Annotated in this window: 13 protein-coding genes; 6 read left to right on the top strand and 7 right to left on the bottom strand. The window is 46.7% G+C overall.

Annotation, left to right across the window (positions count from 1 at the left end; genetic code table 11):
• Positions 1-58 precede the first annotated feature (58 nt).
• Positions 59-1,756, top strand: a complete 1,698-nt coding sequence (locus F5971_RS00680) for an L-lactate permease (RefSeq protein WP_036506426.1) — start codon at positions 59-61, stop codon at positions 1,754-1,756.
• 51 nt (positions 1,757-1,807) lie between these two features.
• Here F5971_RS00680 and F5971_RS00675 read toward each other — a convergent pair whose 3' ends face one another.
• Positions 1,808-3,154 (bottom strand): MATE family efflux transporter, encoded by a 1,347-nt coding sequence (locus F5971_RS00675; RefSeq protein ID WP_246187734.1) that lies wholly within the window; start codon positions 3,152-3,154, stop codon positions 1,808-1,810.
• Positions 3,155-3,277: 123 nt separating this feature from the next.
• Between F5971_RS00675 and coaE the strand changes: the two genes are divergently transcribed.
• From coaE to F5971_RS00650, 5 genes are read left to right on the top strand one after another with little or no spacing between them, the layout of a single operon-like run.
• Positions 3,278-3,922, top strand: a complete 645-nt coding sequence (gene coaE / locus F5971_RS00670; RefSeq protein WP_036506424.1) for a dephospho-CoA kinase — start codon at positions 3,278-3,280, stop codon at positions 3,920-3,922.
• Positions 3,909-4,112, top strand: coding sequence for a DNA gyrase inhibitor YacG (locus tag F5971_RS00665; protein ID WP_337588570.1), 204 nt, complete (start codon positions 3,909-3,911; stop codon positions 4,110-4,112). Before coaE ends, F5971_RS00665 begins: the two co-directional genes overlap by 14 nt.
• Positions 4,113-4,132: 20 nt before the next feature.
• Complete coding sequence (gene galU, locus F5971_RS00660; protein WP_036506422.1) at positions 4,133-5,005, top strand: UTP--glucose-1-phosphate uridylyltransferase GalU; 873 nt, start codon at positions 4,133-4,135, stop codon at positions 5,003-5,005.
• Positions 5,006-5,028: 23 nt separating this feature from the next.
• Entirely contained in the window at positions 5,029-6,678 is a 1,650-nt protein-coding gene (gene pgi / locus F5971_RS00655; protein ID WP_036506421.1) for a glucose-6-phosphate isomerase, read from the top strand.
• On the top strand, positions 6,675-7,937 hold the full coding sequence (locus F5971_RS00650) for a nucleotide sugar dehydrogenase (protein ID WP_193493460.1): 1,263 nt from the start codon (positions 6,675-6,677) through the stop codon (positions 7,935-7,937). Before pgi ends, F5971_RS00650 begins: the two co-directional genes overlap by 4 nt.
• A 62-nt stretch (positions 7,938-7,999) precedes the next feature.
• On the opposite strand, the gene F5971_RS00645 is transcribed toward F5971_RS00650, so the two are convergent.
• The 6 genes from F5971_RS00645 to F5971_RS00620 all read right to left on the bottom strand — a co-directional run bounded on the left by F5971_RS00645 (position 8,000) and on the right by F5971_RS00620 (position 15,106).
• Complete coding sequence (locus F5971_RS00645) at positions 8,000-9,508, bottom strand: fumarate hydratase (protein ID WP_193493458.1); 1,509 nt, start codon at positions 9,506-9,508, stop codon at positions 8,000-8,002.
• Positions 9,509-9,623: 115 nt separating this feature from the next.
• Positions 9,624-10,526: a prenyltransferase gene (locus F5971_RS00640; RefSeq protein ID WP_193493456.1), complete on the bottom strand. Its 903-nt coding sequence runs from the start codon at positions 10,524-10,526 to the stop codon at positions 9,624-9,626.
• 7 nt (positions 10,527-10,533) lie between these two features.
• A complete protein-coding gene (gene trhP, locus F5971_RS00635; RefSeq protein ID WP_223116238.1) occupies positions 10,534-11,859 on the bottom strand; it encodes a prephenate-dependent tRNA uridine(34) hydroxylase TrhP in 1,326 nt (441 codons plus the stop codon).
• Positions 11,860-11,934: 75 nt separating this feature from the next.
• On the bottom strand, positions 11,935-12,957 hold the full coding sequence (locus tag F5971_RS00630; RefSeq protein WP_193493452.1) for a coiled-coil domain-containing protein: 1,023 nt from the start codon (positions 12,955-12,957) through the stop codon (positions 11,935-11,937).
• Between the two features lie 147 nt (positions 12,958-13,104).
• A complete protein-coding gene (gene groL / locus F5971_RS00625; RefSeq protein ID WP_036506418.1) occupies positions 13,105-14,748 on the bottom strand; it encodes a chaperonin GroEL in 1,644 nt (547 codons plus the stop codon).
• A gap of 64 nt (positions 14,749-14,812) precedes the next feature.
• Positions 14,813-15,106, bottom strand: coding sequence for a co-chaperone GroES (locus F5971_RS00620; RefSeq protein WP_036506416.1), 294 nt, complete (start codon positions 15,104-15,106; stop codon positions 14,813-14,815).
• Between the last annotated feature and the right edge of the window lie 36 nt (positions 15,107-15,142).

Here is a 15,142-nt window from a genome sequence, read left to right as displayed (position 1 = left end):
ACCGGACAAATTGGTAATACCAATTTACAAAATAAACATTAATGAACGGGAATTAAGCATGAGTCAAACATGGCTTTCTCTCTTAGCCTTTGCCCCGCTGATCGTAGCAGCCATTCTTTTGGTCGGCTTACATTGGCCCGCAAAGCGTGCAATGCCTGTTGTTTTCTTAATGACAGCAGCAATTGCACTCACCGCTTGGGATATGACGTTGAATCGTGTCCTCGCCTCCACGCTCCAAGGGTTAATCCTGACAGGATCGATTCTTTGGATTATTTTTGGGGCCATTCTGTTACTCAATACACTAAAGCACTCGGGTGCCATCACCGCCATTCGCGGGGGCTTTTCCGATATTAGCCCAGACCGAAGAGTACAGGTGATTATTGTTGCCTGGTTATTTGGTTGCTTCATTGAAGGGGCTTCAGGTTTTGGAACGCCCGCTGCTGTTGCCGCTCCCTTGTTAGTGGCGCTAGGTTTTCCAGCACTGGCTGCCGTTATGATCGGGATGATGATTCAATCCACACCTGTATCTTTTGGCGCTGTTGGCACCCCGATTGTGGTGGGTGTATCGGGTGGACTTGATAGAGCAAGCATTACCGAAACGCTGATCGCTCAAGGTTCAGATTGGGATACTTTTTATCGGCTCATCACATCGGAAGTCGCCATCATTCACGCTGTCATTGGTATTTTGATGCCGCTATTCATGTGTATCATGCTGACCCGTTTCTTTGGTGAAAAACGTTCTTGGAAAGAAGGGCTAACAATTGCTCCCTTTGCTATTTTTGCAGGGCTTGCTTTCGTGATTCCCTACGCAGCGGCTGGCGTTTTCCTTGGCCCTGAATTCCCATCCATGATTGGTGCATTGGTTGGACTTCTCATTGTTGTTCCAGCCGCAAAAGCCGGATTTTTAATTCCAAAACAAGGCTGGGATTTTGCAGAGGCGAAACACTGGCCTGTAGGCTGGATGGGAAATATCGAAATTAAGCTTGATAGCTTAACGGCAAAACGTCCAATGAACCTTTGGTTGGCCTGGCTTCCCTATCTTTTACTCGCCGCACTGCTCGTTCTGTCACGCGTCAATAGCGATGTAAAAGCCTTTTTTACTCAGAACCTAGTCTTAGGGTGGTCTAATATTCTGGGAGAAGCGGGCGTGTCGGGAAGTATTCAGTTCCTGTACTTACCTGGCGGTATCATGGTGCTCATCGTCCTTGCGACCTTTTTACTGCACAGAATGCGCTTGCCTGAGTTGGGATCTGCAATTAGTGAGTCATCCAAAACGCTATTAGGTGCAGGGTTCGTTTTAATCTTCACCATTCCCATGGTTCGTATTCTGATCAACTCCGGCGTGAATATGGCTGACTTACCCTCAATGCCAAGAGCCATGGCTGAATTCGTTGCTCATAGTGTCGGAGATGTATACCCCTTCTTCGCCGCAAGCGTAGGGGCATTAGGCGCATTCATCGCAGGATCCAATACGGTTTCTAACTTGATGATGGCGCAATTCCAATTTGATACAGCACATCTTATTGGAGTCTCCAGCGCGCTGTTAATCGCTGCGCAAGCCGTGGGTGCTGCGGCTGGAAATATGATCGCGATACACAACATCGTCGCCGCTTCAGCAACCGTAGGACTTCTGGGACGCGAAGGTCAAACCATTCGCATGACGATTATCCCAACAGTCTATTACTTAGTGATGGCGGGCATTCTCACCCTAATGGCGATTCACGTATTTAATGTAAGCGATCCTTTGCTGTCTTAACCCTTATTGAACCTATGACACCCCTATCAAGCTCGCCTTAGATAGGGGTGTCTACACGGGCTGCATTAAACTCTGTAAATGATGCCTCACCCAATACCAAGCCAGCATAGCCGTTAATACATTGGCCAAAACCAGCGCAGCAAACATCCCCTCTAACCCACCGACATAATTTCCAAGCCACCCCAAGGGCAGATACAACAAAAATAAGCGAATTAAACTGATCCATAGTGCTTTAAGCGGCTGATGCAACGCGTTAAATGTCGAGGCACTAAGAAAAGTTGTCGCCTGAAAACCAAAACCCACCGGAACGATCAATATCCAGATTTTGATCCAATAAGCCACATCTGGATCTGAGGTAAACCAGTTCGAAACAGGATCAGCGATGAGAATGAAAACAAGATAAAGGCCTAGTTGCCAACACAATGCAAAACGAATCACACTCGAATAGGCTTTCTTAACACGAGTTATTTGACCTGCACCGTAATTTTGAGAAATCAGTGGAGGCAAGGTCATGGATAGGGCTAAACACACCAATAAAGACAAAGACTCTAAACGATTACCCACTCCAAAAGCAGCCACAGCCGCCGCACCATGACTGGCAACCAAGGCTGTTAACACACCATTTGCGATAGGCGTCGTTATATTGGATAACGCCGCAGGAATACTGATGGATAAGACTTCCCCCCAATGCCTAAAGATTGCATGAATGGAGGCAAGTGGACGCCACTTGAGTTGACGGCGCCGAACTAAAATACTGATCACGATGGCCGTAGTGATCGCCCAAGCCAACACGCTGGCCAATGCGGCCCCCTGAATCCCCAACCCCGGAATCGGACCTAACCCAAAGATTAAGATAGGATCGAATATCAAATTCAGAGCAGACGCAATGAGCATCACCATCGCCGAGCGCCGCGTGTCCCCTCGCGCGCGGAAAATGCTGTTGCAGACCATGTTCATCACCATGAAAACCGAGCCTGCAAACCAAATCTGCATGTAATCATGAATCAGTGGCCGTAAAGCTTCATCAGCCCCCATGAGCACAAAAACAGGATCAATCGCCCACTGCCCCAGAATGCCAACAAATAGCATAAGGATAAAAGTCATTAACAATGTATCGGTCGCCATGGCTGCAGCGGTATCGGTCTCTCCACGGCCAATACGACGTGCTAGAGTCGCTGACATGCCAATCCCAAGACCTATCGCCAAGCTAACAATGGCAAACGAGACAGGGAAGGTAAACGCAAGCGCTGCCATAGGTTCAGTGCCCAGCAAGCCTACAAACCAAATGTCCACCAAGTTAAAGAGCATTAAACTGACAATACCAAACATCATCGGTACCGTCATTTGCACTAACACAGGACGCAGCGGACCCTTTAATAGATCAGGTGGATTACTCATGAGCTCCCATTAAACCCAAAAGAACAAAATTCTACCACCTAACCCTTAGGTTATACATGCAGTGATGATACTCAGCAAAAATTGAGGTAATATTGGCTCAGTCTGTAGAATGAAAGGAATATCATGAACTGGGTTGTAGGACTCACGGGTGGCATTGGGAGTGGGAAAACCGCCGCTTCCGATTATTTGGAAACACTCGGAGTTTCAATTATTGATGCCGATAAAGTGGCTCGCAGTGTTGTTGCGCCAGGCTCGTTTGCGCTTGCTCAAATTGCAGAGCACTTCGGCGAGCAATCTATCAATCAAGATGGACACCTCAATAGACGCTATCTAAGGAGTGTTATTTTTGATCAACCCGAAGAAAAAGACTGGCTTGAGGCGCTATTGCACCCTATGATTCGCAGCCAGATTTTAATGGACCTTCAAGCCCCAAGTTCATCTCCTTATGTTGTGTTAGTGTCTCCCCTTTTACTTGAAACCGATCAATGGACACTCGCTGATAAGATTGTCATCATTGACGTTCCCGAAGCACTCCAACTTGCTCGCAGCGCATCACGCGATCAGGCATCCATTGAGTCCATACAAAAAATCATGAGCCAACAGCTAAGCCGCGTAGATCGTCTCAACCGTGCCGATTTTATCATTGATAACAGCCAGACATTGACAGAGCTGCATCAACAGTTGGCGAACCTTCATAGCACCTTACAAGAACAAACATTATCAAAGACTGTGCAACAACTATCCAGAGATACCCGTGAAACAGATTAAATGCCCACAATGTCAAACGCCCACTCTATATGACGCCAGCAATCCTTGGCGCCCCTTTTGCAGTGAGCGCTGCAAACTCATAGACCTAGGAGAATGGGCCAGTGAAGGTTATCAAATCCCAGTATCTCCAGAGTCTGACCTCTGGAGTGATGAATTAACAGACGATGGATCATCCAAACGACCACATTAAACAATTAAGGATATAAGCAGATGTTAAGTAAAGTTGTGATTCCCGTGGCAGGTTTAGGAACCCGCGTACTGCCAGCCAGCAAGGCCATTCCAAAAGAAATGCTGACGGTTGTGGATAAACCTGTTATCCAGTACGTGGTCGAAGAAGCAATTGCTGCCGGATTCAAAGAGATTGTTCTGGTCACTCGCAGCGGCAAAAATGCGATTGAGGATCACTTTGATCATAACTATGAACTTGAAGCCGAATTAGAACGGAAGCAAAAGGTTGATCTACTGAATAGCGTTCGCCATATTTTACCTGCTGGGGTTTCGGTCATCAGTGTGCGTCAACCCAAAGCACTCGGCTTAGGTCATGCGGTATTGTGTGCGGCCAGTGTTATTGGCAAGGACGATTTTGCGGTGATGCTTCCAGATATGTTGATTGATAACAGCCAAACGACAGGGGACATGACCTCAATGGTAGCGGCTTACCAAGGATCGGGACTGGGTCAAATCATGGTCGAAGGCGTCCCTGAAGAACAGGTTGAGCGCTATGGTATTGTTGATTGCGCGGGCATTAGCATCCAGCCTGGCGAATCGACCGATATCATCGGTATGATCGAAAAACCTAAGGCCGCTGAAGCTCCTTCTAACCTCGCCATTGTTGGGCGCTATATACTGCCCGCTCGTGTGATGGAAATTTTACAGCACACTACACCTGGGGCAGGTGGTGAAATTCAACTGACGGATGCATTAGAAGCCTTATTGCAAGAGTCTAAGCTGCAGGCCTATTCTATGCGTGGCAATCTCTATGACTGCGGTAATAAAGCCGGACTCATACAGGCCAATATTGCATTTGGGCTTCAACATCCAGAAACCAAAGATGCGGTGCAATCCTTCCTGAAGTCTCTCTAAACCGAGAGTGGAGTAATAGGACTATGACGACAGAAAACGCTTGGCGACGACTCAGCGAGCACGCTGAGGAAGTGAAATCGCTCCATTTGAAAGAGTTACTCAAGGATGAGGCACGCATTGACTCATTGAAGCACCGTCATGACCATTTATTGTTAGATTTTTCAAAACAGCGGATCGTGCCTGAAACCTTCAAACGCCTTGCACAACTGGCTGAGGCGTCTGATTTAACCAAGCATATTGAACGTTTATTCGAAGGCGATATCGTCAACCAATCCGAGCAACGCCCAGCATTGCATACGGCTTTACGTGCCCCCAAATCGACTCAAATCGAGTATGAGGGTCGGAATGTAATTGATGAAGTCTATGAAAGCTTAGGCCGCATGGATGAAATCGTGACTCAAATTCATGCTGGACAATGGCGTGGATTCTCAGGTGAGCCGATTACCACTATCGTAAACATTGGTGTTGGCGGATCGGATCTAGGGCCAATGATGGCCTGTAAAGCCTTGGCCGAGTTTAGAGCTCCAACAGAACAAAAACTGGAGTTTATTTTTGTTTCCTCCATGGATGGAAGTCAACTGGCAGAAGTACTCGACCATCTCAACCCTGCTAACACGCTCTTTATTTTGGCATCCAAATCCTTTACAACCATTGACACCTTAGCCAATGGAGCCACCGCTAGAGAGTGGCTGTGCAATGCCAGTGGTCTTGATGATGCCCTATTGATGAAACGCCACTTTATCGGTGTGACAGCCGTTCCTGATAAAGCCAATGAGTGGGGAATCCCTTGCGAGAATCAGCTCCACTTTGCACAGTGGGTCGGCGGACGTTATTCACTCTGGTCTGCGATTGGGTTGCCCATCGCCCTCAAAATTGGGATGACAGGCTTCCGTCAGCTTTTGGATGGTGCCCACAGCATGGACCAGCACTTCAGACATACGCCTTTTGAGCGCAATCTACCTGTCTTGCTCGCGTTAACGGAAATCTGGAACATTAATTTTCTAGACATTCATGCACATGCCATCCTTCCGTATGATGGTCGCTTGGCACATTTGCCGGCGTATTTAGAACAGCTTGAAATGGAAAGTAACGGCAAATCCGTTACGCAATCCGGTGAACCTGTAACACGACGCACCTGCCCTGTTTTATGGGGTGAAGTGGGTCCAAATGCGCAACACGCGTTTTACCAACTTCTGCATCAGGGAACAGAAAGAGTCATGTGCGACTTTATTCTGCCTGCACGACGATACGATGACCACAGCGATGAGTTGAAAAAACAACATCGCCTTGCCCTGGCAAATTGTTTAGCGCAATCACGTACACTGGCACTGGGTGACGATGTTATTAAACACGCGGAAAATGCGCCAGCCCACAAGCGCTATCCCGGTAACCAACCCAGCACAACCTTTTTACTTGATGAACTCAACCCTTATAATTTTGGAGCGCTTATTGCTCTTTACGAGCATAAGGTCTATACCCAAGCGGTCATCTGGAATATTAATCCTTTTGATCAATGGGGTGTGGAGCTCGGAAAAGTGATGGCAAATGAGTTGCTAGAAAGTATAGAAAACCAAGAGACGGGCAATTTTGATGGAGCAACCAATGCATTGCTCACAGAAATCCATGCACTGAACCAGTTTTGCCAATACAAGGATCAGGATACAACATCATGAAAATTGCAATATGGGGAGACGAACTAGCCGCATGGGTCAGCGCTGTCAGCCTTGCCGAAAAAGGCAATCATATCTATATGGTGCGCGAAACCCATAACACCGCGCTCATTCCCAAAGATACTAGCATTTGCAATGAGCCTGGCTTAATGGCAGCCATTCAAACACAACGGGACAAAAAGCAACTCTTTGCATGCTCATTTGAAGAAGGTTGTGCATTTGAAACTCATTGGATGGCGATGGCCCCCTCGGAGTTCAATCAAGCCCAGACCATCATTGACACATTAACAACTCGCAACAAGCGCTTGTTAGTCATAAACCAAAGCAATTTTGGTATTGGCGCAAGTGAAAAGCTTCGCAGTTTTTTAATCGACCCCGCACATCAGAGTATCGCTTACATCCCTGACACGCTCCAACAGGGATTGGCTTTGTATCAATTTAACAATCCTGACGTACTCATCATTGGCAGTGATACGGATCGAACCCTACCCCTGCTAAAAGCCATTTTCCGGCCATTTAGCGGTGGTTTGGAACAAATTCAATTCATGAGTCCGCAGGAAGCTGAGTTCACCAAGTTTGCAATAAACGGCATGCTTGCACTTCGCTTAGGCTATATCAATGAATTAGCCAATCTGGCCGATCAACTTCACGTGGATATCGATTTGGTCATACAGGGCATGAGTGCCGATGTTCGAGTTGGCAAACACTATCTTCAGCCCGGCTGTGGATTTGGTGGCCAGCATTTTACACACAGCATCAAAAGCTTGGCCGACCTTCTCAGCCACAAACAAAGATCAACACTACTGGAAATGGTGCTAAGCGAAAACGAAAAACAAAAGGAATTGCCATTTCGTAAGCTATGGCAACACTATCAGTGTGATATTCGCGATAAGGTAATAAGTATCTGGGGAGTGGCATTCAAACCCGGCATCGCCAGCATTGAAAATGCACCCGCTGTCCGTGTGATTAAAGCCTTGTTGGCCCAAGGTGCAGTGATCAAAGTGCATGATCCAGCTGCAATGTTGGAGCTGCATACCTACTTTGGTGCCAATAGCCAGATTATTTATTGTGAAACGGCGATTGAGGCGACGCTAAACAGCGATGCACTGTTGTTGATAACGGAATGGAATGAGTATGCATCACCTGATTTTGATCAACTTAAAGCCAATATGAAAACCCCCCTCATTATTGATGGCCGCAACATTTGGGAACCTCAATATTTAAGAGAACTTGGATTTACCTATTACGGCGTTGGTCGGTGATCAATGTGTAAATGAATCAATCAGCTGCAGTCATACAATACTGCAGCTGATTGATTCAAACGTTAGGCCTTTTGATGAGCGATGATGTCCTTCCATTTAGCAGGACCTGTGTTGTGAACAGACTCCCCTTTAACATCAACCGCAACTGTCACAGGCATATCCTTTACTTCAAACTCGTAAATCGCTTCCATCCCCAGCTCTGGGAAAGCAATCACCTTAGCACCGACAATCGCCTTTGATACCAAGTAAGCAGCACCACCAACGGCCATCAAGTAAACGGCTTTACTGTCACGTATGGCGTCGATTGCAACCGGCCCACGCTCCGACTTACCAATCATCCCCAACAGCCCCGTTGTTTCGAGAATCTGGCGAGTGAACTTATCCATACGCGTAGACGTTGTCGGGCCAGCAGGACCCACCACTTCATCACGAACAGGGTCAACAGGTCCAACGTAGTAAATGAAACGGCCTTTCAGATCGACAGGCAAGGTTTCGCCGTTGTTCAACATTTCGATCATTTTCTTGTGGGCAGCATCACGTCCAGTCAGCATTTTACCATTCAATAAAACGGTTTCGCCGACCTGCCAAGTTGCGACTTCTTCAGGTGTTACATCATCCAGGTTAACACGGCGGGTATTGCTGCCCACTTCAAACGTCACTTCTGGCCAGTCTTCCAAACTCGGTGGTGTCAATACAGCTGGGCCAGAACCATCAAGTGTGAAATGGGCATGGCGCGTAGCAGCACAGTTCGGAATCATACAGACAGGCAAAGACGCCGCGTGAGTCGGATAGTCTTTGATTTTGATATCCAGTACCGTTGTTAAACCGCCCAGACCTTGAGCACCAATGCCTAGAGCATTGACCTTATCCATGATTTCTAAACGCAACTCCTCCACTCGATTTTGAGGACCACGCTCACGAATTTCATGAATATCGATAGGATCCATCAAGGACTCCTTCGCCATCACAGCCGCCTTCTCTGCGGTGCCACCAATGCCTATTCCGAGCATTCCAGGAGGACACCAACCCGCTCCCATGGTTGGAACTGTTTTCACAATCCAATCAACGATACTGTCTGAAGGATTCAGCATGGCCATTTTGGACTTGTTTTCAGAACCACCGCCTTTTGCAGCGACATGAACTTCAACCTCATCACCGTCAACGATCTCATAATGGATGACGGCAGGCGTATTGTCTTTAGTGTTCTGACGCTTTCCTGCTGGATCAGCTAATATCGAAGCACGCAAGACATTATCAGGATTCAAGTAAGCACGACGGACGCCTTCATTGACCATATCGGTCACATTCATTTTGGCATCCCACTGAACGTTCATACCCACTTTAAGAAAAACCGTCACGATTCCCGTATCTTGACAGATAGGGCGTTTACCTTCAGCACACATGCGGGAGTTAATTAAAATCTGTGCCATTGCATCTTTAGCGGCAGGATTTTCTTCGCGCTGATACGCTTCATGCACTGCTTTTACAAAATCAATCGGGTGATAGTAGGATATAAACTGCAGTGCATCAGCAATGCTATTAATGAAATCGTCTTGACGGATAACGCTCATTGGGAGTCTCCAATCGGGCTGTTACATTAAATTGACAGGTGGTTCTTCGACAGATGCGCAGAATATCGACGCGTCATAGGGACGTGATTATACCCTAAAATCGAACAACTGCCTGTCAGGTATTAGTATAAAACGTATAGAAAACGCCAATCAGGATAGGCTGTACTAAGGTCAGGGCAAAGCACAGGCCAAATAATAACAAAAACCGAGCTGTAGCGGGCGTTAGAGCCATACGTGCAGCAGGCTCAGCACTGAGCAATCGGAAAGGTTTGATCAGAAACGGCAGACTCAAGATCAGCCAATAAGGTGTAGGTAATAGTCCAAATAGCCATAATGCCAAACTGACCAATACCGACATCACCAGCAATCCGATATACAGCCACTGCGCTTTTTCGTAGCCAATCTTAACAGTAAGTGTTGTGATGTGTTGCGCCGCATCAACCTCATAATCGCGCAACTCGTTACTCAACAATAGCAGAGACACTAAACAACTGATCGGCAACGACATTAAGACGACTTGCAGGTTGAAGTTGGCCCCTAAGGCTAAATAGCTTCCCTTCACCATTAGGACGCCCATCAACCAGAAGACCAAGACAACACCCAATCCACGGTGCTTAAAAGACAAGGGTGGCAAGGTATAGCCCAAACAGCCAACAAAGCCAATCACACAAATCCACAACAGGAGTGGATCTGATTGGATAACCAAATAAAAACCGATGACAGCCGCTAATAGAATCGCCAACAGCCCTAGCTGAAAGTTACGAACAATCTGACGAGCCGCCAAGAGACTGGACGCCTTTTTGTTGTTAAGCTGCGGGTGCGTTGTCAGGTCGGCGTAGTCATTAATTAAATTAACACCGGCTTGAAGCAGGATACCTGCGACAAGAATCAACCCAGCTTTTGATGGACTCCAGACACCATCCAAAAAGGCCATCAAAATACCCAAACCACAGGTAATCAGTGCAACTGGAAATGAAAAGGGCCTTACAGCCCTTATGAAATCATACGATTTTGCCATTGGGTTCTTAATTTTTAGCAGGGGCGTTTGGAAGGTCTCGCATTAAAAGTGCGTAGGTCATATCGCCCTCTAAATTCATGGGAAACATAACGCGATGACCAGAGCCTGGGGCCGCTTCAATCCTGGCACCCGTTGTGGATAAAAGCTCATCTAAACGGAAACGATGATTACCGGCTGGCGTCATCAATTCTAGCGCGTCTCCACACTCAAAACGATTTTTTACATCAATCACTAAACGTCCATTTTGAGTATCCTGTTCTACAATTTCACCAACAAACTGCTGGTGCACGCCCACAGAGTTACCTGTCTCATAGTTCTGATACTGGTCATGAACGTGGCGGCGATAAAAGCCTTCGGTGTAGCCACGGTTTGCCAGGTTTTCCAACACATCCATCAGCTCCATATCAAAGGGCTTTCCGGCAACCGCATCATCAATGGCACGACGATAGGCTTGCGCAGTTCTGGCAACATAATAGTGTGATTTAGTGCGACCTTCGATCTTCAGCGAATCAACGCCCATGGAAGCAAGTCGATGCACATGCTGTATAGCCCTAAGATCCTTTGAGTTCATGATATAGGTTCCATGTTCATCCTCAAATGCAGGCATATAATCGTTCGGACGTGACTGCTCCTGTAGCAAGAATATTTGCTCACTTGGCTTTTGTTCTGGCTCAAACTGCTGAACCGGAACAATATCTCCTGAATCATCTTGCTTTGCCTCATGTGCATCGTACTTCCAACGGCACGCATTCGTGCAAGTCCCTTGGTTTGGATCTCGATGATTGATATAGCCTGACAGCAAGCAACGACCTGAATAAGCAATACATAATGAACCGTGAACGAAAACCTCTATTTCCATTTCAGGACAGCGTTGACGTATTTCTTCAACTTCATCAAGCGACAGCTCTCGAGACAGGATCACTCGCTCAACGCCCATACGATGCCAGAACTTAACGCTTGCCCAGTTCATTGTATTGGCTTGAACGGACAAATGGATTGGCACTTCAGGGAAGCGATCTTTAACCATCATGATCAAACCTGGATCTGACATAATCAACGCGTCTGGCCCCATTTCGATAACGGGCGTGATGTCATCCATGTAGGTTTTGAGCTTCGAGTTGTGGGGCAATATATTGCTCGCAACAAAAAACTTCTTACCCAACTGATGAGCAATCGAAATACCTTGAGCCAAGTGGTCATGATTAAAATCATTATTGCGCACACGCAGGCTATAACGCGGCTGACCTGCATATACGGCATCCGCACCATATGCGAAGGCATATTTCATGTTTTTGAGTGTCCCCGCTGGAGACAAAAGCTCTGGCTGTCGTATCATTTATCTACTCATCACTTTAAATACGTTTACATTGGGTCAAAACCCAAGTGTCTGCTAAAAGCATTTATTCCGTTAATTCATTTGCTCTAATCGTAATTGTATACGATTGACCTGCTCTCGTAGCTGTAAAATATCACGACTTATCTGAATTCTTGAACCATCAATGGCTTGAATAGCGATCTCGTGCTGATTCACCTTTGTCTCCAAGCCTACAGGAACGGAAGGCGCAGGGTTATTCAGCCCTGCCAAACGTTGATCCGTTCTACGCTGATCGTTTTGCAGCTGTGTTATTTGAGAGGCTATCTGAGCTTCTTGGGTTTGCAACTGACGAGCGATCTCATCAAGGCGGCGAGAGATAGGCTCAACATCGATCGCTTCGCTTACATCTGCGGCTGCAGTTAATTGATCCAGCCTGTCGTTCATATCACTCACTTGCGCGACGCTCGGCAACTGCTCCAGCGTTACCGTTATTGCAATCACTTGGTCACGAAGCTGGTTTACAACCTCATCGATTGGATTTTGAGTAAAACGCTCTTCTAATCTATCAACGGCATTGCTTAATACAGCAACCTCTTCATTGCTTGACTGCAATTGCTGAATGGCCTGATTAATCGCGTCTAACGCCACTTCTTGCTGTATTAAAGACGCTTGCATATGCCCAATATCTTCAGGACGAAGCCGTAACATTTGATCCCATATTTTGATGATCTCTGAATTCAAATAGCCATAATTTTCAGCCGACTCCGCTTCGACACTGGCCAGCATATCCGCAAAAGACGCCTCTGTTACATCAACCACCTGCTGATTCTCAGACATGTTTCGATCCAGCCTCTGCAACTGCGCTTCCAAATCGGCTTGTGTTGATGCGAGCACCGCTTGCTGTCGATCAAGCAGGTCATTTAATTCAATCAGTTTCCAACCCAGCCCCCCTACAGCTACTAACAACAGCAGGATAAGCAGTCGAAAAAAAATACTAACGCCACGCTTTTGCTGCTGTTTAATCAATTGGACATCTGCGCGCAAAATACTGATCGCATCTTCTGAGCGATCTTTCAGCCGTTCGATATTAAGTTGAGGTTCTTGCCGTGTACTCATGAACACCAAACTCCCATTGCCAAACAGTGACCATTGTTAGGTGAAGCTATAATGCAAAAAGCTCCGCACCTGATAAAGATACTAAGGCGTATCAGATTATCAGATGCAGAGCTTTTTTTCAGTTAGAAAAGACTAACTAGGGCGATATTACATCATGCCGCCCATGCCGCCCATTCCACCCATGCCGCCCATATCAGGCATAGAAGGCTTGTCTTCTGGCAAATCTGCTATCATAGCTTCAGTGGTGATCATCAAGCCTGCGATAGACGCAGCGGCTTGAAGCGCTGCACGTGTAACTTTAGCAGGATCGATGATACCCATTTCTAGCATATCGCCATACTCTTCTGTCGCCGCATTAAAACCGAAAGATCCACTGCCTTCACGGATTTTAGATACCACTACAGAGCCTTCGCCACCAGCATTGGTAACGATTTGACGAATCGGTGCTTCAAGCGCACGGAAAGCCAACTCGATACCGATCGTTTGATCATGGTTATCGCCTTGCAACTTACCGACGTTATCAAGTGCACGAATTAATGCAACACCACCGCCAGGTACAACACCTTCTTCAACGGCTGCGCGTGTAGCATGAAGAGCATCATCGACGCGTGCTTTCTTCTCTTTCATTTCAACTTCGGTGCCTGCACCGACTTTGATAACAGCAACACCGCCTGCTAATTTAGCAACGCGCTCTTGCAGTTTTTCACGGTCGTAATCAGACGATGTTTCTTCGATTTGAACACGAATTTGCGCAACACGTGCTTCAATGTCAGCTTGTGAACCCGCACCATCAACAATAGTTGTATTTTCTTTGGTAATGCTAACACGCTTAGCCGTTCCCAAATGATCAAGGCCTGCCTGCTCTAGAGACAAACCGATCTCTTCAGAGATGACTTGTCCACCGGTCAGAACAGCAATGTCTTGCAGCATGGCTTTACGACGATCACCAAATCCAGGGGCTTTAACAGCCGCCACCTTAACAATACCACGCATGTTGTTAACCACAAGCGTTGCTAAGGCTTCACCTTCAACATCTTCAGACACGATCAGTAACGGACGTGAGGATTTAGCAACCTGCTCTAGAACAGGCAGAAGTTCACGAATGTTAGAAACTTTCTTATCAACCAACAGAATGAACGGATCGTCTAGCTCAGCTGACATGGTTTCTTGGTTGTTGATGAAGTAAGGTGACAGGTATCCACGATCAAACTGCATGCCTTCAACAACATCTAGCTCATTATCAAAACCAGAGCCTTCTTCAACGGTGATAACGCCTTCTTTACCAACTTTTTCCATCGCTTCTGCAATGATACGACCGACTTCAGCGTCAGAGTTTGCAGAGATAGTACCTACCTGTGCAATTGCCTTATAGTCAGTGCAAGGAACTGCCATTTTGCGCAATTCTTCAACAACGGCTGCAGCCGCTTTGTCGATACCGCGCTTAAGGTCCATCGGATTCATACCCGCGGCAACTGACTTGAGGCCTTCATTAACGATCGCTTGTGCCAGAACAGTCGCCGTTGTTGTACCGTCACCTGCAACATCATTGGCTTTAGACGCAACTTCTTTAACCATCTGCGCGCCCATGTTCTCGAACTTGTCTTTCAGTTCGATCTCTTTAGCAACAGACACACCATCTTTGGTGATGGTTGGAGAGCCAAACGATTTTTCAAGAACAACGTTACGACCCTTAGGGCCTAAGGTGGTCTTTACTGCATCAGCAAGAATATTTACACCAGCGAGCATACGCTGACGAGCATCATTACCAAAACGTACTTCTTTAGCAGCCATTATTTAGAATCCTATAATAAATTCGGTGTCAGATAAAAAACGCTACGTGATATAGAGAGAGTTATTACTTTTCAACCACTGCGAAAATTTCACTTTCTTGAAGAATCATCAGTTCTTCGCCATCGACTTTTACTACATTTGAACGGGCATATTGACCGAATAATACTGTATCGCCAACTTTGACAGAGGATGCTTGGATTTCTCCATTATTCAATGTACGACCTGGTCCAACGGCAAGAACTTCTCCGCGATTTGGCTTTTCAGCTGCAGAACCTGGCAATACGATGCCACCTGCAGTGGTTTTTTCCTCTTCGCTGCGACGTACAACGACATTATCGTGAAGTGGACGAATGTTCATCTGGTATATCTCCTGGTAGTTAGGATCTAAAGCGAT

The sequence above is a fragment of the Nitrincola alkalisediminis genome (assembly GCF_009821115.1).
GTDB classification, from domain to species: Bacteria; Pseudomonadota; Gammaproteobacteria; order Pseudomonadales; family Balneatricaceae; genus Nitrincola; species Nitrincola alkalisediminis.
The sequence above is the reverse complement of the archived record's forward strand: the minus strand, read 5'-3'. Positions and strand labels throughout refer to the sequence as shown.

Bases quoted from the DNA above. Each gene is read 5' to 3' on its own strand.
- F5971_RS00680 (WP_036506426.1), top strand. From the start codon at position 59: ATGAGTCAAACATGGCTTTCTCTCTTAGCCTTTGCCCCGCTGATCGTA.
- F5971_RS00645 (WP_193493458.1), bottom strand. From the start codon at position 9,508: ATGAGCGTTATCCGTCAAGACGATTTCATTAATAGCATTGCTGATGCA.
- groL (WP_036506418.1), bottom strand. From the start codon at position 14,748: ATGGCTGCTAAAGAAGTACGTTTTGGTAATGATGCTCGTCAGCGTATG.
- F5971_RS00620 (WP_036506416.1), bottom strand. From the start codon at position 15,106: ATGAACATTCGTCCACTTCACGATAATGTCGTTGTACGTCGCAGCGAA.
- coaE (WP_036506424.1), top strand. From the start codon at position 3,278: ATGAACTGGGTTGTAGGACTCACGGGTGGCATTGGGAGTGGGAAAACC.
- F5971_RS00675 (WP_246187734.1), bottom strand. From the start codon at position 3,154: ATGAGTAATCCACCTGATCTATTAAAGGGTCCGCTGCGTCCTGTGTTA.
- F5971_RS00640 (WP_193493456.1), bottom strand. From the start codon at position 10,526: ATGGCAAAATCGTATGATTTCATAAGGGCTGTAAGGCCCTTTTCATTT.
- galU (WP_036506422.1), top strand. From the start codon at position 4,133: ATGTTAAGTAAAGTTGTGATTCCCGTGGCAGGTTTAGGAACCCGCGTA.
- F5971_RS00630 (WP_193493452.1), bottom strand. From the start codon at position 12,957: ATGAGTACACGGCAAGAACCTCAACTTAATATCGAACGGCTGAAAGAT.
- F5971_RS00650 (WP_193493460.1), top strand. From the start codon at position 6,675: ATGAAAATTGCAATATGGGGAGACGAACTAGCCGCATGGGTCAGCGCT.
- pgi (WP_036506421.1), top strand. From the start codon at position 5,029: ATGACGACAGAAAACGCTTGGCGACGACTCAGCGAGCACGCTGAGGAA.